At 70.2% G+C, this 24,420-nt stretch carries 19 protein-coding genes; 7 read left to right on the plus strand and 12 right to left on the minus strand.

Features of this window, described 5'->3' with window-relative positions; translation table 11 throughout:
• Positions 1-81: 81 nt before the first annotated feature.
• Positions 82-2,292 carry an alpha-N-acetylglucosaminidase gene (locus JIX55_RS40015; protein WP_257568096.1) on the minus strand — a complete coding sequence of 737 codons (2,211 nt, stop codon included), beginning with the start codon at positions 2,290-2,292 and terminating at the stop codon, positions 82-84.
• A 387-nt stretch (positions 2,293-2,679) separates the two neighbouring features.
• Between JIX55_RS40015 and JIX55_RS40020 the strand changes: the two genes are divergently transcribed.
• The gene (locus tag JIX55_RS40020) at positions 2,680-4,371 is read left to right on the plus strand and encodes a peroxidase family protein (protein WP_257568097.1); all 1,692 of its coding nucleotides are present in this window, start codon (positions 2,680-2,682) and stop codon (positions 4,369-4,371) included.
• 111 nt (positions 4,372-4,482) lie between these two features.
• Here JIX55_RS40020 and JIX55_RS40025 read toward each other — a convergent pair whose 3' ends face one another.
• The 5 genes from JIX55_RS40025 to JIX55_RS40045 all read right to left on the minus strand — a co-directional run bounded on the left by JIX55_RS40025 (position 4,483) and on the right by JIX55_RS40045 (position 8,302).
• The gene (locus JIX55_RS40025; protein WP_257568098.1) at positions 4,483-4,905 is read right to left on the minus strand and encodes an acyl-CoA thioesterase; all 423 of its coding nucleotides are present in this window, start codon (positions 4,903-4,905) and stop codon (positions 4,483-4,485) included.
• Positions 4,906-4,987: 82 nt separating this feature from the next.
• Entirely contained in the window at positions 4,988-5,653 is a 666-nt protein-coding gene (locus tag JIX55_RS40030; protein ID WP_257568099.1) for a hypothetical protein, read from the minus strand.
• A gap of 104 nt (positions 5,654-5,757) precedes the next feature.
• Positions 5,758-6,357, minus strand: coding sequence for a histidine phosphatase family protein (locus tag JIX55_RS40035; protein ID WP_257568100.1), 600 nt, complete (start codon positions 6,355-6,357; stop codon positions 5,758-5,760).
• Between the two features lie 43 nt (positions 6,358-6,400).
• Complete coding sequence (locus JIX55_RS40040) at positions 6,401-6,934, minus strand: HAD domain-containing protein (protein WP_257568101.1); 534 nt, start codon at positions 6,932-6,934, stop codon at positions 6,401-6,403.
• Positions 6,935-7,093: 159 nt separating this feature from the next.
• A complete protein-coding gene (locus JIX55_RS40045; RefSeq protein ID WP_257568102.1) occupies positions 7,094-8,302 on the minus strand; it encodes a pyridoxal phosphate-dependent aminotransferase in 1,209 nt (402 codons plus the stop codon).
• 85 nt (positions 8,303-8,387) lie between these two features.
• Between JIX55_RS40045 and JIX55_RS40050 the strand changes: the two genes are divergently transcribed.
• Positions 8,388-9,023, plus strand: coding sequence for a winged helix-turn-helix transcriptional regulator (locus JIX55_RS40050; RefSeq protein WP_257568103.1), 636 nt, complete (start codon positions 8,388-8,390; stop codon positions 9,021-9,023).
• 179 nt (positions 9,024-9,202) lie between these two features.
• Here the strand turns inward: JIX55_RS40050 and JIX55_RS40055 are convergent, their stop codons facing one another.
• The 3 genes from JIX55_RS40055 to JIX55_RS40065 all read right to left on the minus strand — a co-directional run bounded on the left by JIX55_RS40055 (position 9,203) and on the right by JIX55_RS40065 (position 12,941).
• Positions 9,203-10,012 (minus strand): hypothetical protein, encoded by an 810-nt coding sequence (locus JIX55_RS40055; RefSeq protein ID WP_257568104.1) that lies wholly within the window; start codon positions 10,010-10,012, stop codon positions 9,203-9,205.
• Positions 10,012-11,289 carry a VWA domain-containing protein gene (locus tag JIX55_RS40060; protein WP_257568105.1) on the minus strand — a complete coding sequence of 426 codons (1,278 nt, stop codon included), beginning with the start codon at positions 11,287-11,289 and terminating at the stop codon, positions 10,012-10,014. Before JIX55_RS40060 ends, JIX55_RS40055 begins: the two co-directional genes overlap by 1 nt.
• Before the next feature lie 149 nt (positions 11,290-11,438).
• Positions 11,439-12,941 (minus strand): IucA/IucC family protein, encoded by a 1,503-nt coding sequence (locus JIX55_RS40065; protein ID WP_257568106.1) that lies wholly within the window; start codon positions 12,939-12,941, stop codon positions 11,439-11,441.
• A 141-nt stretch (positions 12,942-13,082) separates the two neighbouring features.
• On the opposite strand from JIX55_RS40065, the gene JIX55_RS40070 reads away from it, so the two are divergent.
• Positions 13,083-14,624 (plus strand): IucA/IucC family protein, encoded by a 1,542-nt coding sequence (locus JIX55_RS40070; RefSeq protein ID WP_257569634.1) that lies wholly within the window; start codon positions 13,083-13,085, stop codon positions 14,622-14,624.
• 178 nt (positions 14,625-14,802) lie between these two features.
• On the plus strand, positions 14,803-16,341 hold the full coding sequence (locus JIX55_RS40075) for a flavin-containing monooxygenase (protein ID WP_257568107.1): 1,539 nt from the start codon (positions 14,803-14,805) through the stop codon (positions 16,339-16,341).
• Positions 16,342-16,487: 146 nt separating this feature from the next.
• On the opposite strand, the gene JIX55_RS40080 is transcribed toward JIX55_RS40075, so the two are convergent.
• Positions 16,488-18,392 carry an SMI1/KNR4 family protein gene (locus JIX55_RS40080; protein ID WP_257569635.1) on the minus strand — a complete coding sequence of 635 codons (1,905 nt, stop codon included), beginning with the start codon at positions 18,390-18,392 and terminating at the stop codon, positions 16,488-16,490.
• Positions 18,393-18,753: 361 nt separating this feature from the next.
• Here JIX55_RS40080 and JIX55_RS40085 point away from each other — a divergent pair, with 361 nt between their 5' ends.
• Positions 18,754-20,673: an ABC transporter ATP-binding protein gene (locus JIX55_RS40085; protein WP_257568108.1), complete on the plus strand. Its 1,920-nt coding sequence runs from the start codon at positions 18,754-18,756 to the stop codon at positions 20,671-20,673.
• A gap of 21 nt (positions 20,674-20,694) precedes the next feature.
• Here the strand turns inward: JIX55_RS40085 and JIX55_RS40090 are convergent, their stop codons facing one another.
• Positions 20,695-20,844, minus strand: a complete 150-nt coding sequence (locus JIX55_RS40090) for a hypothetical protein (RefSeq protein WP_257568109.1) — start codon at positions 20,842-20,844, stop codon at positions 20,695-20,697.
• Between the two features lie 240 nt (positions 20,845-21,084).
• Positions 21,085-21,348: a phosphorylase family protein gene (locus tag JIX55_RS51630; protein ID WP_443046641.1), complete on the minus strand. Its 264-nt coding sequence runs from the start codon at positions 21,346-21,348 to the stop codon at positions 21,085-21,087.
• A 910-nt stretch (positions 21,349-22,258) separates the two neighbouring features.
• On the opposite strand from JIX55_RS51630, the gene JIX55_RS40095 reads away from it, so the two are divergent.
• Positions 22,259-22,486: an MbtH family protein gene (locus tag JIX55_RS40095; RefSeq protein ID WP_257568110.1), complete on the plus strand. Its 228-nt coding sequence runs from the start codon at positions 22,259-22,261 to the stop codon at positions 22,484-22,486.
• 228 nt (positions 22,487-22,714) lie between these two features.
• Complete coding sequence (locus tag JIX55_RS40100) at positions 22,715-24,286, plus strand: amino acid adenylation domain-containing protein (protein WP_257568111.1); 1,572 nt, start codon at positions 22,715-22,717, stop codon at positions 24,284-24,286.
• Positions 24,287-24,420 lie beyond the last annotated feature (134 nt).

Raw genomic sequence — 24,420 nt, forward strand, 5'->3', positions numbered from 1 at the left:
TTGAGTAACGGTCCCCGTACATCTGCCAGTTGAGCGGCAGCTGCAGATCGAGGGCGCCCGCGGGCTCTGGGCTGTGATCCGTCAGGAGAGCGCTGTGAGCCGGTCCCGGACCCGCGTGGCGATCGTGTACGTGTCCCCGGTCGGCTCGGTCGCGAGCGGCCCAGGATCACGCGTCCAGCGGTCCTCCAGGGCGAACCAGTCGATCTTCTTCGGTGCCCGGCCCTCCTTCAGCGCGGCCCGCAGCTCCTCGAAGTACGTCGACCAGCGCAGCCGGTACAGCCCGCCGACCAGCCCCGCCCATTCCCGGTTGGCGTAGTCCCGCAGCCCCGCGTCCGCGCCCTTCCGCGTTCCCCACACGGTCAGCAGCGACAGATTGTCGTACGTCAGCTGCTCCCGCTCGGCGGCACCCGCACTCCAGGAACGGGCATCCGCGACCCAACGGCCCAGCAGATGCCGGGAGTCGGTGGCCACCAGCTCGTCCAGCAGACTCATGAGCGAGAGCCAGACACCGCTCAACTCGTCGAAACGGGGCCCGTCGCCGGCGTCGTACGCCTCCTTGATCCGTGGCAGCAGGATCCGGCTGCGGTTGGAGAGGGCCTGGCGGGCCACGTCGAGCAGGTCGCGACGGTACGCCGACGATGCGCGCAACTCGGGCCGCACTCGCAGCAGTTCGCCCAGCGCAGGCTCGAAGTCGATGGCGTCATAGCGGAGTTGTTTCGGCGACCAGCGGCCCGCCCGTACGGAGTTCAGTGCCGGCCGGGCGCCGAACAGGCCGTCGGCGCCCTCGCTCCACGAGTCGGCGCGGGTCGTGCCGTACGCGGTGCGCCGCAGGATGTCCCAGGCGGCCTCGGCGTGCGCGTCACGGGCCCCGTACCGGGCGTGCGCCCACTCGGCGAACCATGTCTTGAGGTCCAACTCGCCTGCCCGCCAGGCGAGTTCGGAGAACAGGGCGAAGGCGGCCGGGTTGTTGTCCGCCGCCTCGGGCATCAGGGCGATCCCGTGCAGCTTGCTGCCGTCCTTCGTGCGCCACTTCTCGTACAGCTCGGCCCAGTCGGGCGTGTTCGCGCCGAGCGCCGTGTGGCCGCCGAAGTTCCAGATCGAGCCGAAGGCGTACGGCGTGTCGCCCCAGTCGGCCTCGCGGTCCGTGACCGTGGGGAAGCGGTCGGAGAGGCCGTCGACGACGAGCATGTGCTTCTTGTCGACGGCGTCGACGATCGCGCGCGGCGGGTTGTGCTGCCAGCCGAGGATCACCCAGGTGGCCCCCGGGTGGGCGCGCCGGAGCGCCCGTTCGACGCCCTTCGCCGCGCCGGCGACGGGCACGTCGCCCGGGTCGCCGCCCTCGTGCAGGAGATCCATCTTGTACAGGGTCGACGCGCCGCCGAACATCTCGTCCTGCACGCGGTAGAAGGCCGCGGCCACCCGCGCGAACGCGTCCGTGCGCGGGTCCAGCCAGTCGGGGCGCGTGAATCCCATCCAGTCGCCCTGCGGCACGGTCCGCGCCCCCGGAACGCGCTCCGCGAAACCGGCCGGGACCGTCCCGAAGTAGCCGGGGAACACCGGCGTCATGCCCAGCTCACGCACCCGGTCCGCGATCCGGCGGCCGAGGGCGGCCCGGGCGTCCAGGAGCTGCCGGGAGACGGGGGAGGGGAACTCCGGGAACGACGACAGGTTCTGCAGGAGCCACCAGGGCTGGTGGGCCGGGCCCGGGATCCACTTCCGCAGCTCCTCGTCCCCGTACCCGAACTCCTGGAACACCCGGTGGTACAGCGCGTCCGCGCCCGCGTAGACCAGGACCTCGTTGTAGCCGTGCAGCGCCAGCACGTCGAGCTCGCGCTCCCAGTACGTCCAGTCGAGGTACGCGCCCGTGTAGCCGTCGTTCGTGTCGTTCAGCGCGAAGCGGTGGGGGACGTTCGCCCGGCGGCCGACCGTGCCGTCGAGGCCCGGCAGCTCGCGCGGCAGGAGGTCGGTCTGCTCGCCCGCCCAGTTGATCTCGGCGTACGCGATGTGCCTCAAGTACCAGTTCAACCCGGTGAGTTGAGTGGCGGGGGTGTCACCGGTGACGGTGATGCGGCCGACCCGGCCCGAGACGCGGAAGGTGTCCCGCTCCGCTCCGTCCGTGAACGTGATCTGCCGCCAGTGCCGCGGCAGCAGACGCCGGGCCGCAGCCGCGGCTGTCCGCAGCGCCTTGTCGGCGCGGGGCGCGTCGTCCGAGGGGATCGCGCCGGCCGAGGTACAGGCCGCCGCCGAACCGGCGGCGAGGGCGGTGAGGAGGGCACGGCGGGCGAACGGCATGGTGTCTCCGGATGCGGGTGGGGGGAGGTACGCCGTGGGAGGAATACCCGCCGAAACCTCACTTGTACGCGGACTCAGGGCCACAAGGGAGAGAACCCGACATGAACGGCTCCTTCCGCCTGGTCGGACTACCGGCGGCCGGAGGCCGCCCGGCGTCTCCATCGCCGAGTCACGGGCGTCGTACGACGCCGAGCGCCAGCCCCCTTCTACGTCAATATGAGTAGATTTCCCGGATCAGGAACCCCTCCCCGTACACGACGCGTTGTCGGTAAACAGGGATTTATCCGAATGATCGCTTCGCGTCCGGTGGGGGCCGGTACGCACGGGGAGAACCGGTAAGTCCGGTTGTGACCGTTCGCGGAGCCGGGGGACAGAACGGGGACACACATGGTGCATCGACACCATCGCGAGACCTACTACGTCGTCGACGAGGGCCGGATCCTGGAGTTCGAGAAGGGGGAGGCGATCGCGCGCGTACCGAGCGCGACCGAGCAGCAAATGGCCTTCCGCTTCTCCCGGTTCGGCGAGAAGGGAGTCCAGCTCGACGAGACACTGCGCGGCAAGCTGGCCGAGGCCATGACCACGGGCACGGGCGGCGCCGACCCCGACTCCGGGGAACCCGGGACGGCGATCCCGGCGGGGTTCACGTACCTCGGACAGTTCGTCGACCACGACCTGACACTGGACCGCACCCAGGTGGGGCTGGGCGAACCGGTCCCGGTCGAGGACCTGGCGCAGGGGCGCAGCCCCGCCCTCGACCTGGACTCGCTCTACGGCATGGGCCCGAAGCACACCGGCAGCGCCCGCTTCTACGAGCCCGACGGCCGCCTCAAGACGGGCACGACACTCGGCGTGGGCTTCCCGCCCGAGTTCCCGCCCGCCAACATCGACCAGGAGGGCTTCGACCTGCCGAGGGCCGGTGAGGCGGCCGGCGGCACCCAGGCGGACAAGCGCGCCCCGCTCATCCCGGACGCGCGCAACGACGAGAACCTGGCCGTCGGCCAGCTCCACCTGGCGTTCATCCGCTTCCACAACCGCGTAGTCGACCACCTCGCCGAGCGCGGAGTGCCCGAGCACCGGCTGTTCCACGCGGCCCGCGACATGGTCGTGAAGCACTACCAGTGGGTGCTGCGCACCGACTTCCTGCCGCGCATCGTCGACCCGGACATCGTCGAGCGGGTCTTCACCCGAGGACGCAAGCACTTCGAGCGGCCCGGGTACACCCGTCCCGGTGACCTGCCGACGATGCCCATCGAGTTCTCCGTCGCCGCCTATCGGCTCGGACACAGCATGGTGCGCGGGGCCTACCAGTGGAACAGCGTGTTCCGCGCGGGCGGACCGGGCCCGATCGCCTCGCTCGGCCTGCTGTTCCGGTTCAGCGGCACGGCGGGCAACCTCACGCCGGGCCCGGACGACCTGAGCGACCTCGACGACCCGAACTCCGGGGAGAACCTGCGGCTGCCGAGCAACTGGATCGTCGACTTCCGCCGGCTGTTCGACTTCGGCGAGATCGGCCGGGACGACCTGGTCGTGCCCGAGGGCGAGTTCAATGTGGCCAAGCGTCTCGACACACTGCTCGTCGACCCGCTGGCCACACTGCCCACCGGTACCTTCGACGGTCGTGGCCGCCCGGCCCCGCCGCCGATCCACCGCAACCTCGCGTTCCGCAACCTCACGAGGGCCGCGATGGTCGAGCTGGCCACCGGGCCGCAGTTGGCCGCCCAGATGGGCTTCAAGCCGCTGACGGAGGACCAGATCCTGCGGGGCGACGGCGGCGCCGTCCTGGAGGGGCTCTCCGACACCGAGCGCGCACAGCTCGTGGAGCACACCCCGCTGTGGTTCTACGTCCTGCGCGAGGCCGAGGTGAACGAAGCCCACCCCGGCCGCCTCACCGGCGTCGGCGGCACCCTCGTCGCCGAGGTCTTCCACCGCGCGATGGAGGGCAGCCGGACGTCGATCGTGAAGCTCCCGCACTGGCGCCCGAGCCTTCCGTCCCACCGGAAGGGCCGGTTCACGATGACGGACCTGCTGCTGTTCGCCTTCGAGAACGACCCGGCTCTGCTCAACCCGCTGGGCTGAGCGACAGGAAGCGGTGACACGCCCCGCTGTCCGGACCGTGGGCCCGTGCTCACGATCCGGACAGCGGGGGTCCGCCACGCTCGGAGTCCGAACGGCGTGGGCTCGCGACGCTCAGAGCCCGAACAGCGTGGGGTCCGCCGCCAGCGCCCGGAAGTGCTCCCCGGGGTCGGCCACCAGCTTGCGGATCTGCAGGTCCATCAGCCCGCCGACGCCGGTGATCTCGGCCGCCACGGTGCCGTCGGTCCTGCGTATGGTCTGCTCGATACGGAACGTCCTGCCCTCACCCCAGACGAACGCACACGTCACCTCGACCTCGTCGCCCGCCAGCAGCTCCCGGCGATAACTGATCGTCGTCTCCAACGCCACGGGACCGACGCCCTTCGCCATCAGATCGGCCTGACGTATCCCGGCCGCCTGCAGCAACGACCACCGCGCGTGCTCGCCGTACTGGAGGTACACACTCTGGTTCAGGTGTCCCTGCACATCGGTCTCGTATCCCCGCACGGTCACCGGAACGGAAAACGGCTCGGTCATGACTTCCCCCTACTTACTTACGGGCCACCACGGCTCCACGGCGAACAGGACGACGCAAGCTTACTGAGCGCTTGCTCATGTACTAGGCCCGTCTCGGTGAGGCCAGCAGATACCGCTGCCGCGTACGCGGATCCGTGTGCTCGCCGACCTGCCAGCCCGCCTTCTCCAGCGTCGCCGCACAGGCACGCAGTGCCTCGGCGTCCGGCTGGCGTACGGCGACGGCCTCCGGCTGGGGTGTGGCCCGTACGCGATAGCCACCGCCCGCCCCCGCCGCATCGGTGTCCGTGTCCGCACCAGCCGGCCGGTGTCCCGCCGCCTCCAATGCCAGCGCGGCGGCCTGCACCAGATGGGTCCGCTCCCAGCCGCACGGGCGGTCCATGGCGCCACCCGGGTTGGTCATCCGGCGCAGCTCCAGAAGCCCCTGCCAGGCGCTGTGCACCTCACGTACACGCGCCGGTCCGGCGTCGGCGGCCTCCTCACCGCCGACCCGCGCGGCGAAGACACCGGTCTCGGCGGGGACGGAGGCCGGGGCGGCGGGAACCGGGGCCGCATCCGCCCCTTCGGCCGTCTCGCGTAGGCGATGCCCGGCGGCTGTCAGGAAGTGGTCGTGCGGTGGCCGCGGATGCCGGAAGGCCAGCCCCCGCTTCACCAGCGCCGCGAGTTGCGCCTCCGTACCCGTCAGCCGCCCGGTCACCGGCTCGGCGGCATCGATGATCCGCCGCTGGGCGGCGGTCGGCGGTCGTGTCACGGCACCCTCCCTCACCCGAGCCGGCCAGGGGCCGACCCGTGCCGAGAACGTGGATCAACCCACTCGAAGACTACGAGGAGGGTCTGACAATCCACTCGGCGGCACTACTGGGCGGGCCTGATGTTCCACCCGGCGACGACCGGACGCCCGTGCTCCGTACCGAGTCGGCAGACCGTGCCCGTGGCCAGCTGGAACAACGCGCCACCGGAAGTGGGCAGCCCGAGGTAGCGGGCGGTGAGGACGCGCAGGAAGTGACCGTGGGCCACGAGCACCACGCACCCCTCGCTGTTCCCCAGCGCCGCGTGCGCCTTCGCCAGCATCCGGTCGGCGCGCTCCCCGACCTCCTCCGGGTTCTCCCCGGGATGCTCCGACGGTCCCGGCACGACTCCGTCCGTGAACAGGAACCAGTCCGGCCGGGTGCGATGGATCTCGCCGGTCGTGACCCCCTCGTACCCGCCGTAGTCCCACTCGACGAGGTCCCCGTCGACGCGCGCGCCGGTGAGCCCGGCCAGTTCGGCGGTCTCCTGGGCACGCTTCATGGGGCTGACGAACACGGCGCCGATGCGGTGCGAGTCGAGCAGCGGGGCGAGGCCGCTCGCCTGCGCCCGCCCGTTGGCGGTCAGCGGGATATCGGTCCAGCTGGTGTGCTGCCCGGAAGCCGACCACTCGGTCTCACCGTGCCGCACGAGAAGAAGATCACCCATGCCCCCAGGCTACGAGCCCGCCGCACCGAAGACGCCCCGGGCCTCAAAGAGCACGGGCCCACCGCTCCAACTCGGCGAACTCCTCCTCCCTCAGCCCCCTGCGCGGATCGATCCGCAGCAGCAGCGCCGCCGTGTCGTGGTGCTCGGCGACATGCCGTACGTCGAGGTCGGTGATCATGTCGTCGACCCAGACGAACGGCCGCCCCGCCGCCCACTCCAGAACCCGCCGGGTCTTCCAGTACAGCCCGTCCGGATCCGTGGCGAAGAGGTTGCCGAACTCGATGACCGGCAGATCGGCCGGCAACCCGATCACCGGCCCGATCATCTCGTTGGCCTCGTGCATCCACGTCGTGGCCCACGCCAACTCGTACGGCAGCGCGAGCAGTCGCTCCCCGTGCGCCGGGTTGAGCCGGATCCGCAGACCCCGGCGCAACCGCCGGGACCCCGGTTTCTGCCGTGCGGACCAGTTCGATGGGTGCACGCGGCGCGTCACATAGCCGCGCGGTCGCCACAACCGGGCACCGAAGGGGTTGAGGGGGCCGTCGACGTCGAGGAGGAGCAGCGGTCGGTCAGTCATGGGGTTGAGTTACCCATGGCGGCGGGAGAGACGCCCCCGTCTCCCGAGTCGGAGGTCGCCAAGTCGGCTCCTCAGCACCCGGAGGAGGCCTACTGCCGAGGCCTGGGTGACAACAAGGCGGAGGTCTGCCCGTCGGCCGACCGACGTCCGCCCCGCCCCCTACTGCCGATACCCGCCCAGGAACCGCCCGATCCTGCTGATCGCCGCGTCCAGGTCGTCCGCGTGGGGAAGGGTGAGGATGCGGAAGTGGTCGGGGGCCGGCCAGTTGAAGCCGGTGCCCTGGACGACCTGGATCTTCTCCCGCAGCAGCAGGTCCAGGACGAACTTCTCGTCGTCGTGGATCTTGTGGACCTTGGGGTCGAGGCGGGGGAAGGCGTAGAGCGCGCCCTTGGGCTTCACGCAGGACACGCCGGGGATCTCGTTGAGCTTCTCCCACACCACGTTGCGCTGGTCGTGGAGGCGGCCGCCCGGGCTGGTGAGGTCGGTGATGGACTGGCGGCCGCCGAGCGCGGCCTGGATGGCGTACTGGGCGGGCGCGTTGGCGCACAGGCGCATGGAGGCCAGCATCGTCAGGCCCTCCAGGTAGTTGCGGGCGTGCTGCTTGGGGCCGGTGACGACCAGCCAGCCGGAGCGGAAGCCCGCGACGCGGTAGGTCTTCGACAGGCCGCAGAAGGTGAGGACGACCAGGTCGGGGGCGAGCGCGGCGGCCGAGTGGTGGACGGCGTCGTCGTACAGGATCTGGTCGTAGATCTCGTCGGCGAAGACCATCAGGCCGTGCCGGCGGGCGAGGTCGAGGATGCCCTCGATGATCTCCTTGGGGTAGACCGCGCCGGTGGGGTTGTTCGGGTTGATGATGACGACGGCCCTGGTGCGGTCGGTGATCTTCGACGCCATGTCGTCGAGGTCCGGATACCAGTCGGCCTGTTCGTCGCACAGGTAGTGGACCGCCTTGCCGCCGGCGAGGGTCGTGACGGCCGTCCAGAGCGGGAAGTCCGGGGCGGGGATCAGGATCTCGTCGCCGTCCTCGATCAGCGCCTGTACGGCCATGGAGACCAGCTCGGAGACGCCGTTGCCGAGGAAGACGTCGTCGACGTCGACGTCGAGGCCCCGGTCCTGGTAGCGCTGGGCGACCGCCCGGCGGGCCGAGAGGATGCCGCGTGAGTCCGTGTACCCGTGGGCCTGCGGGAGCATCCGGATCATGTCCTGGATGATCTCCTCCGGCGCCTCGAAGCCGAAGAGCGCGGGGTTGCCGGTGTTGAGGCGCAGGACGCTGTGGCCCGCCTCCTCCAGTGCGTTGGCGTGCTCGATCACGGGGCCGCGGATCTCGTAACAGACCTCGCTGAGCTTGCTCGACTGCCGGAACTCCATGCGCCTAGCCCTCCGGTTCGTTGTGTTGCTTGGTTTTACCAAGTAAGTGCTTGGAAAGTCCAACGACATGTCTAGACTGCGTCCCATGTCACCTCGCCGAAGCTACGACCAGTACTGTTCCGCCGCCCGGGCGCTCGACCTCGTCGGTGACCGCTGGACCCTGCTGATCGTGCGTGAACTGCTGGCCGGCCCGCGCCGCTACACGGACCTGCACGCGGACCTGCCGGGCGTCAGCACGGACGTCCTCGCGTCGCGGCTGAAGGACATGGAGCGGGACGGGCTGTCGACGCGACGCCGACTGCCGCCGCCGGGGGCGGCCTACGTGTACGAACTCACGCGGAGGGGACGGGAGTTGCTGCCCGTGTTGCAGGCGCTGGGGTCGTGGGGCGAGCGTGCGCTCGGGGAGCGTCGGCCCACTGACGCCGTGCGGGCGCACTGGTTCGCGTTGCCTTTGTCGAGGAGTTTTGGGGGTGGGAGCGCAGGGCTGGTCGAAGTCCGGCTCGAGGAAGGGGAGTTCCACCTCTGGGTCGGTTCCGAGGAGGGGCCGTTGTACGGGGAGGGGCCCGCGCCCGAGGAGCCGGACGCTCGGCTGTCGTTCTTCGACGCGGAGGCCTACGGCGCTGTGGGACGGGGGGAGTTGAGCCTTCGTGAGGCGGTGCGGCAGGGGCGGGTCGGGGTGGTGGGGGAGGGGGCTCTCGCCAAGGAGTTGAGGGACGTCTGAGGCAGGGGTTGTTTTGAGGCAGGGTTGTGAGGTGGGTTTCTGGCAGTCGGTTCGTCGTGCCTTGTCGCGCAGTTCCCCGCGCGCCCCTGAAGCCCATCGCGCCCCATGCTCGTTCCGCTCTCCGAGAGATGCGGAAGGCCCGCCGAACCGGTCTGGTTCGGCGGGCCTTTGACGAGCCGTCAGGCGCTCGGCGGCGTCACCCGTGTCGGTCGGCCCGAGCCCCGCGTCAGCGTGTAGCCGCCGATGCCCGCCAACGCGGCCAGGGCCGCGCCCAGTGCCGTCCATACCCAGCGGTCGCTCCACCAGCCCGACGCCCAGCCGTCGTCGGGTTCCAGGGAGGAGAGGACGGCCCCGGCCGAGGAGTCCTCGTCCTCTTTCTGGGAGGTCACGGCGATGCCGGGGACCAACGGCTGGGCCAGTGAGCCGTCGACCGCCGCGGAACCGCCGATGTCCTTGGAGTCGGCCTGGATCTCGGTGTCGACGGGCAGGCCCAGGTCGGCCGTGGCCAGCCGGGTGGTGGTCAGGCGGATGTAGTACGTGCCGGGCAGCGGGTCGTCGGACCACTGCTCCGACCAGGCACGGACCGTGCGCAGGGTGCAGGACAGCTCGACGGAGGTCGCCGCCGCCCCGGCGGTCCGGGTCTGGGCGCCGTACTGGCAGGCCTGGCGGCGCCGCAGACCGTCGTACACGTCGATCTGCCAGGTGGAGGAGGACTGCGCGCCCTCGGGCAGCTTGACGGTCGCCCGTACGGTGGGCCGCCGGCCGGCGTCGGCCGGGAAGGACCAGTACAGGTAGTCGCCGGTCGAGGCGCTCGCCGTCGCGGTCTGTCCCTGCTCGAACTCCGTGGCCGTACGGAAGGAGGTGCCCGCCTCGGTGGGCGCGTCACCGTCCTCCGACGGGCTCGCGGAGGGGGTGGAGTCGGCGAAGGCCGGAGAGACAGCCAGGCCCAGCATCAGCAGGGCGGCGCTCAACACACGTGTGATCCGCATCAGTTGGTCCTCCAGACCGCGACCCGCCAGCGTGACAGCCAGCCCCACAGCACACCCGCCAGGAACCCGACGAGCACCAGCACACCGAGCAGCCACCAGCCGCGGCCGAGGCCGAAGGAGGCCACATCGCTCGCCTGGTCCGGCCCGTCCACGACGTCGACGGTGATTTCGAGCGGCAGACCGGGCGTTGTCTTCACGCCGCTCGCCGGAGAGTAGGAGTTGGTCACCTGGAGGCACACGGTCTCGGCGACGTCCTCGTCCGCCGAGTCCTCTGCGTCCTCGGCCTCCGCCTTCGGATAGCGCAGGCCCGTGGAGATGACGTCGGTACGGCCGTTGCCGGCGGCCTCACCGCGTACGATCTCGCGGTTCTTGGCGGTCACCGCGCGCAGCAGCACCCCGTAGTCCGGGTTGACCTCGCGGTCGGCCGCGACGCTCACCGAGGCGCGAAGTTCCTGGCCCGGCTTCACATCCACGCGGTACCAGCGCTGCTGGCCGAACTCCTCGCGATCGGTGTACAGACCCGAGGTGAGCGTGGGCGCCTCCGCGCACGCCTGGGCGCCCTCGACGGCCTTCGGTACGACCACCGGATCGGCGGCGCGGTCGACCAACTGGTTGACCCGGTCGGTGAGTTCGTCGCGGTGCTCGATGGAGGTGTACGAGCCGCCGGTCGCCTCGGCGATGCAGCTCAGCTGGAGCCGCATCTTGGCGTTCGGGACCAGACCGAGCGTGTCGATGGTCAGACCGATGCCCTTCGCCGCGATCTCACGGGCCACCTCGCACGGGTCGAGCGGGGCGCAGGTGTCCTCGCCGTCGCTGATCAGCACGATGCGCTTGGTGCCCTCGCCGCCCTCCAGGTCGTCGGCCGCCTTCAGCAGCGCGGGGCCGATCGGGGTCCAGCCGGTCGGCGTCAGCGTCGCCACCGCGGTCTTCGCCTCGGTGCGGTCCAGCGGCCCCACCTTGTAGAGCTGCGCGGTGTCCTTGCAGCCCGTCTTCCGGTCGTCGCCCGGGTAGTTGGCGCCGAGGGTACGGATGCCGAGCTGGACCTCCTCGGGCGTGGCGTCCAGCACCTCGTTGAACGCCTGCTTCGCCGCGGCCATACGGGACTGCCCGTCGATGTCCTTCGCCCGCATCGAACCGCTGACGTCCAGCAGAAGGTTGACCTTGGGCGCGGTGGCCGTGGTCTCGTCGGCGACGGCCGTGGACGGGACCGCGATCCCGGCCGTCAGGGCGGCGAGCAGGACGAGCACCCCTGCTGCCAGCCGTTGTCTTGTGATCATCGGCGGATCCTATTGATCCAAGGGGCCACGCTTCAAAACGAGACCGGCTGTTCACCGCTCGGACAACGAGACCGGACGTTCACTGGGCGGACAACGGGACCGGAGTTTCACTGGTCGCACAGCGCCCAGGCCGCCGCGGCCCTGGCCGCTCACCGCAGCGGACTCGGCACCTCCGCCCAGATGTCGCCCGGCCGCTCCGGCGAAAGTCGCATCAGCGTCAACGCCTTCGTCGGTAGCGGCCCCACCAGCAGCGTGCCGAGATCGGGGGTGCGCGGCAGATCCCGTACGGCGGTGGAGAGCGCCTCGCGCAGGACGGGCGTCGAACCGGCCGTGGCACCGAGCGTGCCCGTGATCAGGGCGCCGAACAGCTTGCGGCGCAGGGTGGTCTCGTCGTCCGTGATGATCCGGCCGCTCATCGCCGGCGCCGCGATGCCGTGCCGGGCGAGACGCGCCGGGCTGACCCGGATGTCCGCCAGGTCGCGGTAGACGAGGCGGCGGGGGGCTCCCGACGGGGACAGGACCACCAGGAGGTTCTGACCGTGTGCCTCCAGGGCCACGCCCAAGTCGAGCAGCCGGAGGCAGACCGTGAGCGCGAGTCGGGTGAAGTCCGCCAGCCAGGACGGCGACCGGGGCAGCTCGGTCGTCGCGAGCGCGGCCACCGGTACGACCCGCTCACCGGTCGCCGTGTCCGCGTACGTCTGCGGCGACTCCCGCAGCACCGCCGCCAGATCGGGCGAGCCGGCGGTGAGCGCGCCGAGCGTGCGGGTCACGTGCAGCAGCCCGTCCGTGCGGGCGGCCACCTCGGCCATGAAGTCCGAGACGATCGCCGAGGTCTCGATGGAGTAGACCGAGATGTCCCGCACGGAGGAGGTCAGCCGGGCGCTCAGCGCGGTCTTGATGTGCGGCCCGTCGTCCGGGAGGGCGAGGGTGCGCAGGGACATCAGCGGATGGGCCTCGATCACCTCCCCCAAGGGGGACTTGAGCACATGGGCCGCCTGCCACGGGTGCACCGGAACCAGCACCCGCCCGCCGTCCCGCAACCACTCCGGCCACTCCCCGACGACCAGCGCGTCCTCCACCGGCGCCAGCCCCAGCCGTACAACCTGCCGGTGCTCGGGCCCGTAGGCGAGCTGGTCCCCCGCCGAGAAACCGGGCCGCGAGCGGCAGTTGGGGTGGAAGGGGTGGCCGTCGACGATCCGCTGTTCCCACTCCCAGTCGGCCACCGGGGACGCGGCAGCCGTCCCCTGATTCGCGCGGGACAGGGCCAATGAGGCGACGCTGTGGTCGAGTTCGGCGGCCAAAGCCGCGCTGTGAGGTACGGCGAGGGCCGACATGAGCCGCGCCGGACGGTCGTGCGACCGCTCGTCGAGCCGCACTTCGGAGGTGTGCGCGGCGGTGTCGTACGGGTCCACGGGCGGGCCGTGCAGCCGGCGGCCGTCGGCGAGGTGGAGCGTGACCCCGTCGCCGCCGACGGCCTCGCGGCGCACCACCCAGGGCAGCGGCTCATGGACGAGGCCCCGCCACAGCCGGGAGAGCACGGCCGCCCGGGCACCGGGCAGCGCGGTCGTGTAGGGCAGCACCAGTTCGGGGCGCACAGCGCCCAGCTCGGCGCCGAGCGCCGCCTCGGCGTCGGACATCGGGTGACGGTCCACGGACGGGCTCCTCGGGTGCGGGGGCGGTGTCGGACGGGTACGGAACCTGCATCGGCATCGGCGTACGACCACTGCCCGCACGCCTCCGCCGCGACGCATGCCGGGCAGACATACTGATCACGAGTGCACCGTATGGAACGAATGGACCCCGTGGACGCCACCCCGCCCCGCACCGACGTCGGCACCGACGCCGACGCCCACGCCGCCGCACCGTTGCTGAACTGTCTCCTGCGGGAGGTGGCGGAGCCCGTCGAGCCGGGCGTGAACGGAGTGCACCGACTCAAGGCCGGCGGCCGCCTCCTGCGCGTGCGCGGCACCCGCCGCCCCACCGACCCCGAGGTGTTCGCGTCGGGCGCCTGGCATCCGCTCACCCACACGGAACTCGTCAAGCTCGCCGCCGAGGAACTCCGCGCCCGCACCGGTCTGTCCAACTCCGAACTGCCCGCCGAGATGCTCGACAGCCGCGAGGCCGTGGCCGCCCTCCTCGCCGCGCGCGCCCGCACGCCGGCCCCCGAGGAGCCGTACCGCCGCTCCGAACAGTCCCTGATCACCGGGCACCCCTACCACCCCGCCCCCAAGGCCCGCGGTGGCGGTCCGGTCGCCGGCTGGCTGCCGTACGCGCCCGAGGCGTACGCCGCCTTCCCGCTGACGCTGCTCGGGGTCCGGGAGGACACGGTGGTCGAGGAGGGCGACACCACCGCCCTCGACAGCCTCGGCACGGCCCCGCCCGGCTACCGCCTCCTGCCCGCCCACCCGTGGCAACTCGACCTCGCGGAGCGCGAGTTGGCCGACGCCTTCGCCGACGGCCGCCTTCTACGGCTGGGCCGGGCGCACGGTGAGGTGTGGCCCACGGCGGCGATCCGCACGGTGTACGTCCCGGGGGGCGCCCCGGACCGCTCCTCAGCGGCCGACCTCTTCCTCAAGTTCAGCCTGGACGTGCGCATCACCAACGACATCCGCCGCCTGTGGCGCCACGACCTGCTCAAACTGCGCCGTACGGACAGGGCGGTCACCGCGGCCTTCGCCGAGCTGCCGGGCGCCTGGCTGAGCGACCGCGGTTACCGCACCGCCGACTTCGCCTTCGAGGAGCTGGCGGTCCTGGTGCGGGACGGCCTGGGCGGCCATCTGGCCCCCGGCACGACACCTTTCCTCGGCGCCGCCCTCACCGAGAGCACCGAAGCCTTCCCCGGCAATCCGCTGGCCGGCACCGCCGACCCCGAGGCCTGGTGGGCGGCATATCTGCGCGCGGTGGTGCCGCCGGCCCTCGGCGCCTTCCACCGGCACGGCGTCGTCATCGAGGCCCACCTCCAGAACACCGTCGTCGCCTGCGACCCCGCCGGCACCCCTGTGCGGGTCCTGTACCGCGACGCCGAGGGCGTGAAGCTCCTGCCGGACGTGACCCGCGCTGCGGGCTGGGAACGGCTGCGGTACTGCCTGGTCGTCAACAACGTCCTGGAGATCGCGGCAGCCGTGTCCGAGCACCACCCGGGCATCGACCCCTGGCCCGCCGTACGGCGCGAGCTGGGACGGCACCGCGACATCCCGGAGGTCGGCGCCCTCCTCGACTCGCCGACCCTGCCCGCCAAGACCAACCTGCTGCTGCGCTGGACCGGAGCGGACGGGGCGGACGCCCGATACCTGCCGGTCCGCAACCCGTTCTCGACCGAGGCGACTTCCCGGTGAACCACTTGTGCACACTGCATTCAGCCCGCCCGGCAGGATCACCCTTATGAGGTATCTGCCGGCCATATCACCACAGGCGATTGCTGGTTAACCCTACGATCGGTCGCTCTGAGCAAGTGGTGGGGGCGGTTCGGCATCAGCGCCGGATGCTCACGAGGCAAACAGAGGGCGGGCGCTGGTGGCCGACGACAGCATCGACAACCATCATCATGAAGCGGAAGTCGTCGTCATCGGGGCCGGCCTCTCCGGCGTGGCCGCCGTGATCGCGCTGCGCCGGGCCGGTTTCGATGACGTCGTCGTATTGGAGAAGTCCGGTCGCGCAGGCGGGACTTGGCGCGACAACACCTATCCCGGATGCGGCTGCGACGTACCGTCGGTGCTGTACGAATACTCCTTCGCGCCCCACGCGTGGAGCCGGGGCTTCGCCGACCGGTCCGAGATCCTCGACTACCTCGACACCACCGCGGCAACGCACGGCGCGCACAAAGCGATCCGCTACGACACCGAGGTGCTGAGCAGCCGCTGGGAGCCGGAAGCGCACCGCTGGAACCTGCAGACCACGTCGGGTACGTACACCGCCCGCGCCGTGATCGTCGCCACCGGCCCCTGGCATCGGCCCCGCCAGCCCGACATCCCCGGCCTCGACAGCTTCCCCGGCACCGCCTTCCACTCCGCCCGCTGGAACCACGAAGTCGACCTGACCGGACGGCGCGTGGCAGTGGTGGGCACCGGAGCGTCCACCGTCCAGTTCCTGCCCGAGATCCAGCTGAAGGCGGCTCATGTCGACGTCTTCCAGAGCACACCGCAGTGGGTGCTTCCGAAACCTGACTACCCGCTCCCTCCGGGGCTCCACCGCTTCTTCGAACACCACCCGGCAGCACGCCGCGCACTACGCAACCTGCACCACTGGACTCAGGAAGCCATCGGCGTGCCCCTGCGTCACCCGCACCTGCTGCTGCCCTTGGAGGCCCTGGCCCGCTTCCATCTGCGTACCTCGGTACGGGACCGCGCCCTGCGCCGGGCCCTTACTCCTGACCACTGCTTCGGCAGCCGCCGCCTGATCACGTCCAGCACGTACTACGCCGCCCTCACCCGGGCCAATGTCCGGCTGCATCCCACCCGCGTGACCGCTGTGGAGGGCACCGAAGTCATCGGCGCCGACGGCACCCGCACCCGCGCCGACATCATCGTCCTCGCGACCGGATACCACATCGGCGACATCCCGCTGGCCCCCCATCTGCACGGCACTGAGGGCACATTGGCCCACTCCTGGGCCGACAGCCGCCGTGCCTACCTGGGCACCAGCGTCAGCGGATACCCCAACCTCTTCCTGCTCATCGGCCCGAACCTGCTCACCGGCACCACCGCCGTCCCTACCGTCCTCGAAGCCCAACTCCGCTACATCGCCGCCGCCCTCAACCACCTGCGCGCCAGCGGGTCGTCCGCTCTGGATGTCAAGCCCGAGGTCGAAGCAGCCCACCAGAGGTCTCTGCACGAGGCACTGGGCAACACCGTCTACAACGCCGCCGGCGGCACCGGTTACTACTTCGGCCTCCCGGGCATCAACACCTTCTGCTGGCCATGGTCGACCGCCAGGCTCGTCAAGCGCCTGCACGCCTTCGACCCGGATGTCTACAGCTGGTCGCTGCCGCTGCCGACCCAGGCCTGCGCCGAGCGGGAAAGTCTGCCCGCCCGCCCCTCGGACCGACTCCGGTAGGTCCCGCTCACGGCCGGGTGCGGGAGTACGCCGCCGGACACGTTTCGGATTTCACCCGCATCGAGGCTCTGCTCGGGCCGGCCGATCTCCACCTGCTCCCCGGCTTGCCGTCCCCCGGCTGCGCGCCGCTGCCGCTCGCGGGCTCATCAATGCAGCCGGATCACCGCGTACGTCTCGCCGTCTCTCGGGGGCCGCGTCCATGAACGGGTGGTGAATGTGTGCAGCCGCCCGTTCACGATGGCATGACGCGGCAGAGATGTACCGAACTCCCCGGCCACCGCTTCCAGCAGCGACCGTTCCAGCTCGGCCCCGTCCTCCAGGGCGTCGAAGAACCGGCTCGGATCCAGTGCCCGCGGTATCTCCCCGCTCTGCCGGATCTCTCCGTCCGCGTACGTGAATGCGTACTGCTCGGCACCGTCTCGCGCCACCGACAGATGGAAGACCGGCTCCCTGGGCCCCGCCCTCAAACCGCTCCACACCACCACCGCGCGGGTGCCCGCGCTGGCGCCCGCGGCCGGGGAGACGAACCGCTCCCGGTTGAACGGGGCGGGACTGCCGTCGAAGGCGAAGCTCCAGTCGGTGCCGGCCCGGCCGACCGCCATGAGAGCTCTGTCGTCGTAGGACGAGAACTCCCTCTTGTCGTGCAGCGACGTGCGGCGCGACTCCCAGAAGGTCATGGGTTCGTTCAGCGCGGTGCCGTCCCCGTCCCTGCCCCCGTCCCCGAGACGTCCCGGCAACTCCTCCGGCCCCACCCCCTCCACCAGGACGAACCGGTAGGACGTGCGGTTGTTGCCCGGGTCCGGCTCCGCGAGCCACGCCAGGTCATCCGGGTCGAGCCCGGCCGTCGGCCCCGGTGTCCCACCGGCCTGCCCGCCCCTCGGAGTGGACAGCAGCTCGCGGCCCCGCTCCGGGGTCAGCAGCGGCCCGAGCACCGGGTCGGCCACCCATCCCAGCGGCGCCAGGTGGTCCGGTCCCAGCGGCTCCCACAGGGGCACAGCGTCCCTCAGCGTCCGCCATGCCCCGTCGGTGTCTCCCCACCGTGCCAGCTCCCGTGCCCGCTCGACCGCTTCCCCGAACGGTCCGGCCGCCGTGTACCGGTACGTGCCGTTCCTCACCAGGTCCAGCGTCGCGTAAGCCAGCGACACCAGGTCGTCGTCGGCGCCCCGCAGATGGAACGTCAGCGTGGAGTCGTCCCGGTACGAGTGCGCCGCGTGCTCGGCGACCAGGGGCGGCAGCAGCTCGGGAGCGTACTGCCGGTCCGTCACCAATCCGTCGAAATACACCATGGATGTCTGTCCGAGCAGGCGGCGTATCTGGTCGCCCAGCCCGGCGGCCCGCGGTCTGCCGTACTTCTTGGCCTCGTCCAGCGCCTCCCCGGCCCGTTCCCAGCCGCCGCGCAACGCCTCCAGCCGGGCCTCCTCCACCAGGGCGTCCAGCTCTCGCGTCGTGTCGTTGGCGAACACCGGCTCCTCGTCGCCCGGGTGCGCCCGCAGGCTGTGGAACTCCCGGTACATCTCCCGCATGAACTCGAGGAAGTTCGCGTGCCGCTCGGGCGGCGCGGCCCGCCAGCTCGCCCACGTGTACACGGCCCACTCACCGTCCTCGTCCACGTCCTCCGGATCCAAGAGGACGTGGGTGATGTCGGACTCCACGTCGAGCTGCAGACCGCGCCGCCAGATGTCCGCCTCCCGCCGCTCCTCGGGCCCGGCGTCCTCGTCCAGGTACTCCTCGAACATGTCCGCGAGTTGCGACTCGTTGTTGTGCCAGTGCGCGTTCTCGGTCCCCGCCAACAGCCACACGAACCCGCCCGCGTGCCGCCAGCCGTCGCTGACCTTGAGGAACTCCCGGTACGACGGGGGCATCCGGCGGCCGAGGCGCCCCTCCATGGCTGCGATCCGCTCCTCGGACGCGGGCGGGAACCCCAGCCACCGCGCCTGCCGGGCGGTCTCGTCCTCCTCGCCCGGTGTCTCGCCGTCCGGCAGGGAATCCGCCCACTCCCCGCTCCACCTGAGCAGGAAGGACCGCCAGTCGAATGCCGTGGTGTCCATCATGCGCCCGATGCTGCCACCCACCACTGACATCAGCGCTCCGCTCCTTGCCGCGGCCGACGGGACCCTCTCGTGCGCGCCCGGCACGGCGGTGGTGCCGGCGTGTTGTCCCCGCACCGTGGGCACCGCTGTGCGTGGAACAGCCACGACCTGCGGATCGGCCTGCCACGCGGGAACTCGCCACCACGGTCGACGACAGCCGAGTGTTCCCCCGTCGACCCCGCCGCCTTCCCGGCGACCAGAAGGACGCCTGGTACTGGACGGCCGAGCAGCGGTGTCCGGTTCTCGCCAGTCCGCCGTAAATGCCTGGACTGAGGACCTCCCCCGACGGGACAATTCCGACTTCCGAACCTCCGGGAGTGTGATGGGGACAACAGACACGCGAGGACCGACGCCGGGCAGGAGTGCGGTCGTTCTGGCACTGCGCCGCTACGGCCGGGAACTGCTGCGACTACGACGGCTCGCCCTGCCCGCGCTGCTGCTGCCGGCCGTGGGCAACATCGGCATCCGCTACGTCGCCCCCCTACTGATCGCCAAACTGGCAGGACAGGCCGCCGGCGACGGCGGTCTCACCCTCGGCTCGGCGCTGCCGTACGTGCTGGGCTTCGGCGTGACGCTGCTGCTCGCCGAGGCCGTGTGGCGGGTCGGACAGCACTGCCTGAACCGCGTGGACGCCCTCGGCATGGAACACCTGTACGTGAGCGGCATGGATGAACTCCTCGCCAAGGACGCGGCATTCTTCCACGACAACTTCGCCGGCTCCCTGACCAAACGGGTGCTGAGCTTCGGCAAGCGCTTCGAGGACTTCGTCGACACGGTGACGTACCGGATCGTGGGCAGTCTCGTCCCTCTGGTGTTCGGTGCCGTGGTGCTGTGGAGCTACGAACCGATGCTCGTCGCCGGGCTTCTTGTGATGATCGTGCTGACCGTGGTAGCCGCGACACCTCTGATCCGGCGCCGGCAGAGGCTCGTCAATGACCGTGAGGCGGCCATCGCCCGGGTCTCCGGCCACGTCGCCGACAGCCTCGTGAACATGGAGACCATCCGGGCGTTCGCGGCCGAGCGGCGGGAGGCCGACGAACACCGCAGCCGCGTCGCGGACTCCCGGCGCCTGACGCTGAGGTCATGGGACTACGGCAATCTGCGCGTCGACATCCTGATCGCCCCCATGTCCGTGCTGACCAACGTGCTGGGCCTGTTGGTCGCCATCGCCTTCGGTGGCCCGGGCCAGGGAGTCGAGGAGGTCGTCGTCGCTTTCACCTACTACTCCAACGCGACCCAGATCATGTTCGAGTTCAACCAGATCTACCGGCGTCTGGAAAGCTCGATGACCGAGGCCGCGCAGTTCACCGAGCTGCTGTTGGATCCGCCCACCGTGCTCGACCCGACGGAACCCGAACCGCTCGCACCGCGGGACACCGGCATCCGCTTCGAGGCGGTGACCTTCGCTCACGCGGGCGCGAAGCCGATTTTCCAGGGCCTCGACCTGGATGTGCCCGCAGGCGCACGCATCGGTCTGGTCGGCAGGTCCGGCGGCGGCAAGACCACACTCACCCGGCTCCTGCTACGGATGTCGGACATCGACGACGGACGCATCCTGATCGGTGGGCAGGACATCAGCCGACTGCGCCAGACCGACCTGCGCTCATCGATCGCCTACGTCCCGCAGGAACCCGCCATGTTCCACCGCAGCCTGCGGGACAACATCGCCTTCGCCCGGCCCGGCGCCACCGACGAGGAGATCCACGCCGCGGCCGCGGCCGCGCACGTCACGGAGTTCGCCGACCAACTCCCCGACGGCTTCGGCACTCTGGTGGGGGAGCGGGGAGTGAAACTCTCGGGCGGCCAGCGCCAGCGCGTCGCCCTCGCCAGGGCCATCCTGCGCGACGCCCCGATCCTGCTGCTCGACGAGGCGACCAGCGCGCTGGACTCGGAGAGCGAGCTCCTCGTCCAGGACGCCCTGTGGCGGTTGATGGACGGACGTACGGCCCTCGTGGTCGCCCACCGTCTGAGCACCGTCGCCGGCATGGACCGTCTCGTCGTCCTCGACCGCGGAAGCGTCGTCGAGCAGGGCACCCACGAGGAGCTGCGCGCGGCGAACGGTGCCTACGCCAAGCTGTGGCAGCACCAGTCGGGCGGATTCCTCGGCGAGAGCACCGAGTCGGCCCTCGGAGGCCCGGTCCCGGGAGCCGGTCCCGGCGGGCTGCCCGGACCGGCCGACCCGGCGCCGAACGGGGACCGCAGGACGTCGTCGCCCGCTCGTACGGGCACCGGGTCCACGTGACCGAGTCGGTCACGCACATCCTCACCCGTCGGCGGGAACCCGCCGCCACCCGATCTGGCGCAGCAGAGAGTCGACCTCCTCCTGGTGGGCGAGATCCCGCGCACGGGCCCGCGAGCCGCTGAGCGAGAGGCGGGAGAGTCCGTGGTGACCGTGGCACGGTGGCTCGGGCACTCCTCGCCGGCGGTCACCCTCGGTTACTATGCTCACTTCATGCCGGAGGCCGGAAGCAAGGGGCGGACGGCCATCGACGGATCGTTGGGGAGGCAGGAAGATCTGCATGCCGGTCCGTGCGAGGTTTCGCGGCCCGAAGGACAGCTCGCAGGACCGTCAGAGCCTCATCGCGCCGGTTAGCCCGAAGTAGGCAGACTCCAAGGTGGAATCGCGTTAGCAATGCCGTATCGCCACCGCTGCTCACTGCCTGGACGGTGTCACGGATGTCGGGAATGCGGTCGGAATCGGGCCGGCCAGCCGTCGGCCCCACTGCGGATCGCGCAGAGCGGCGCGGGCTGCCTGTTCCAGGCGGTGTGACGCGTCCCAGGCCTGGGGACGCGCGCGAAAGCCCTCGGGTGTGTGCTTGCCGCCGTGAAACCCGTAGCCCCTGGTCGCGACGACAACGTCACCCAGGCCGATGTCATCGGCGAGTCCACCCGCGACCCCGACGAAGGAGGAGCGCATCCGGCTGCAGCCAGGTGCGCGCCCGTTCCGTGATCACTGCCGCGCTCCTGGGTCCTTGTCCAATCTCCGCGAGCGCCACCACCAAGGGCTGTTCGGGAGCAAGTCCACTTCGAAGACGGTCCGTTCGGGGTGAACGCTTTCCCGCAGTGCCGTGAGATGGACGCGGAGCGCCCGGTACTTCAGCGGAAGCGCGGTCAGCGGGACCACGGTGCCTCTCATGCCTGTCGTCGCTGACATCGCCTCGCCCCCCGACTCCGACCATTCACGCATGTGCAAGATCTTCCTGCCGGTCGAACTGCTGACGAACTGGCGGGGTCTCCGCTACCGTCAAGCCTGCGATGGCGGCAACCCCGGCACGAGCCACGGGCTGGACCGGGATCGTCGGAAGCCCGGAGCGGATCCCGGGACGGCCCGCGGCTCTGCATTCTGCCGAAGGCTGTCCCGTGAGTGACCTTGGAGTTGATGCGGATGCGGACGGTCGGAGTGCGATCGGCTGCATTATCCGTGGAGAGCAGGGTTGAACAGGCGGGCGTTGCCGGGCGGGGCGTGAGGGATACCGCCGTCTGTCGGGCGGCAGCCGCGGAGGGTCTTCCAGGTCTTCGTGCGGGTGAAGGTGTGCTCGTCGCGGATGTGAATTCGCCTGTGGGGAAGGTTGAGTTGCTCCTTTCAGGCAGGAGGTTCCGCACCCTTTGTCCTGCGGTGCGGGAGGGCGAGTCAGGTGTCCTGACGGCCGCCGGATTCGAGGCGCCGGACGGCGGGGTGAGCCGACGCGTCGTCACGTTCGTGCCCCGGTACGCCGCAGCGCGCGGTATCCGGTTTCTCCGGCGGAAGGTTCGATGGCTGTCCTGAATGTACATCGGTCGTCATCACGCCCGTGACCAGTCGTCACGGGACAACCTTCAGGAGCGGCATGGCAAACCTGTTTGATGATCCGGACGCTTCTTTCACCGTCTTGTCGAACGTCGAGGGCCAGCATTCGCTGTGGCCGGTATCTGTGCCGACGCCGGCGGGCTGGCGTGCTGTCCACGGTCCCTCTGATCGGGAAGCGTGCCTGGATTACGTAGAGGCGAACTGGAGGGATCTGAGGCCGTTGAGTCTGGCACGGATGATGCGAGGTGACGGTGTCGACACCGAGTGATCGCACCTGCGCCCGTCAGGGCGCCCGACTCCGGATTGCGTAATAGATCAAGAACGATCTGCGGTATTACGACGTTGTGGAATCGCGGAATTGGTAAACAGGACGAGTCTGCGAAAGGTGTGATTTCGGATGGCCATCCGGACCGGTGAAGCGGCTGTCGATGGTGATGACCACGCTGACGGGGCGACCAGATCCCCACTGCTCCATGGCCCGAAGCGTTCTCGGAGTATGAGCGCAACCCTCGATCAGCTCATCTGCCGGCATGCGGAGACATCCCCGGAGGCCATCGCGGTCGCTGACCCTGACGGGAGTATCACTTACGGACAACTGGTGGACCGCGCCCGCCGTGTGGCGGAGGTGCTCCGCGCCAGGGGGATGGAAACCGAATCGCCGGTCGGTGTCCTGGTGCCCCGCTCGTGCGACTACGCGGTTGCCGTTCTCGGTGTCATGATCGCCGGATGCGCTTTTGTGCCGCTGGATCCGGAGTATCCGTTGGTCAGGCTGACCGGGGCGCTGCGTGACTCAGGTGCTGTCGGTCTGATATGCCGCAAGGACACCGAATCGCTTCTTCCGTTCGACGGAGAGCTGATCCGGTTGGATTCGATCGGGGGTGACGGTGTGCCGGCGGTTGAACGCCGTGAGGCGCCGTCGGCGAACCCACGATCCTGGGTCGGGTTCGCGCCCGATGACGCGAATCGGCTTGCGTGCATTTTGTACACATCGGGATCGACGGGAAAGCCTAAGGGCGTCGCCCTTCCTCATCGTGCGCTCGTGAACCACTTTCTCTGGGAAGCGGAGTTCCTTGGGGTCGGCCCGGCGGACCGCATTGCGCAGCGTGCTCCGAGTGGATTTGACGCGGCGTTGTGGGAGATGGCGGTGGCCTTGCTCTCGGGGGCGACGCTGGTTGTCGTTCCCACCGATGTCGCCACCATCACGTCGGTGTTCCGTGACTACGCCAATGCGCGTGGGATCACCCTGATGCTCGCGGTGCCGACCCTTCTCCAGGCGTATCTGGAGTCCGGGGTTCTCCGGGAGGTCCCTTCCATGCGTACCGTCGTGTCATGCGGTGAAGCTCTCAATCGGTCCTTGGCGGAGTCCATCAAGTCCGAGACCGGGGCGCGTCTCGTGAACGTGTATGGGCCGACTGAAGGCGGTGTCGGGGCCATGGAGTTCTCCGTGGACACTGAAGTGGTATCTGCCACTGTGCCGATCGGGAAACCGGCCGGAAACGTCACGATCTACGTCCTCGACGATCGCTTGATGCCGGCCGGCGCCGGCGACGTCGGTGAGGTGTACATCGCCGGGCCGCAACTCGCACGAGGGTATTTCAATGCGCCGGCCCAGACTTCCGAACGCTTCGTCGCTGATCACATCAGCGGAGTTCCGGGGGCCAGGATGTACCGGACGGGGGACCTGGCCCGGATGCTGCCGAGCGGGGATCTGGAATATCTGGGTCGGGGCGACGGACAGTTCAAGCTCCACGGAGTGCGCGTGGAGACTGCCGAAGTCGAAGCGGTTCTTGCTGAATGTCCAGGCGTCAGCGCGGCGGCAGTCGCCGTGAGGTCCGTGTCGGCGGGCACTTCGATTCTCGTCGCCTATGTTGTCGCCCTGCCGGAAGCGGGCGAAGGGCTCGTGGCGCGCCTGTACGAGTTTCTGCAGGATCGATTGCATGGGGCCATGATTCCCGCGCGATGTGTTCTTGTGGACCGGCTTCCGCTCTTGCCGAACGGGAAGGTCGACAGGGCGTCGCTCCCGGAAGTGGCTGCCAGGTCCGGAATGCCTGTCAAATCGACTTCGTAGCGGAGTCTTCGCGTGAAGCCGGGGTTCGCGGGAGGGCGCGTGCCCCGGCGGGAGGGGCGACGGGCGGACGTGCGTCGACGGCCTGCCGGTCCGCGCTCGGGCACGACGGACGCGACCTCTGGTGATCAAGGCTC

The sequence above is a fragment of the Streptomyces sp. DSM 40750 genome, assembly GCF_024612035.1.
Taxonomy (GTDB): Bacteria; Actinomycetota; Actinomycetes; order Streptomycetales; family Streptomycetaceae; genus Streptomyces.

Excerpts from the sequence above, each read along its gene's own strand:
- JIX55_RS51630 (WP_443046641.1), bottom strand. The coding sequence starts at position 21,348 with ATGCGCTCCTCCTTCGTCGGGGTCGCGGGTGGACTCGCCGATGACATC.
- JIX55_RS40085 (WP_257568108.1), top strand. The coding sequence starts at position 18,754 with ATGGGGACAACAGACACGCGAGGACCGACGCCGGGCAGGAGTGCGGTC.
- JIX55_RS40040 (WP_257568101.1), bottom strand. The coding sequence starts at position 6,934 with ATGACTGACCGACCGCTGCTCCTCCTCGACGTCGACGGCCCCCTCAAC.
- JIX55_RS40060 (WP_257568105.1), bottom strand. The coding sequence starts at position 11,289 with ATGATCACAAGACAACGGCTGGCAGCAGGGGTGCTCGTCCTGCTCGCC.
- JIX55_RS40055 (WP_257568104.1), bottom strand. The coding sequence starts at position 10,012 with ATGCGGATCACACGTGTGTTGAGCGCCGCCCTGCTGATGCTGGGCCTG.
- JIX55_RS40025 (WP_257568098.1), bottom strand. The coding sequence starts at position 4,905 with ATGACCGAGCCGTTTTCCGTTCCGGTGACCGTGCGGGGATACGAGACC.
- JIX55_RS40070 (WP_257569634.1), top strand. The coding sequence starts at position 13,083 with ATGGACCCCGTGGACGCCACCCCGCCCCGCACCGACGTCGGCACCGAC.
- JIX55_RS40020 (WP_257568097.1), top strand. The coding sequence starts at position 2,680 with ATGGTGCATCGACACCATCGCGAGACCTACTACGTCGTCGACGAGGGC.
- JIX55_RS40080 (WP_257569635.1), bottom strand. The coding sequence starts at position 18,392 with ATGATGGACACCACGGCATTCGACTGGCGGTCCTTCCTGCTCAGGTGG.
- JIX55_RS40045 (WP_257568102.1), bottom strand. The coding sequence starts at position 8,302 with ATGGAGTTCCGGCAGTCGAGCAAGCTCAGCGAGGTCTGTTACGAGATC.
- JIX55_RS40095 (WP_257568110.1), top strand. The coding sequence starts at position 22,259 with ATGGCAAACCTGTTTGATGATCCGGACGCTTCTTTCACCGTCTTGTCG.
- JIX55_RS40035 (WP_257568100.1), bottom strand. The coding sequence starts at position 6,357 with ATGGGTGATCTTCTTCTCGTGCGGCACGGTGAGACCGAGTGGTCGGCT.
- JIX55_RS40050 (WP_257568103.1), top strand. The coding sequence starts at position 8,388 with ATGTCACCTCGCCGAAGCTACGACCAGTACTGTTCCGCCGCCCGGGCG.
- JIX55_RS40015 (WP_257568096.1), bottom strand. The coding sequence starts at position 2,292 with ATGCCGTTCGCCCGCCGTGCCCTCCTCACCGCCCTCGCCGCCGGTTCG.
- JIX55_RS40100 (WP_257568111.1), top strand. The coding sequence starts at position 22,715 with ATGAGCGCAACCCTCGATCAGCTCATCTGCCGGCATGCGGAGACATCC.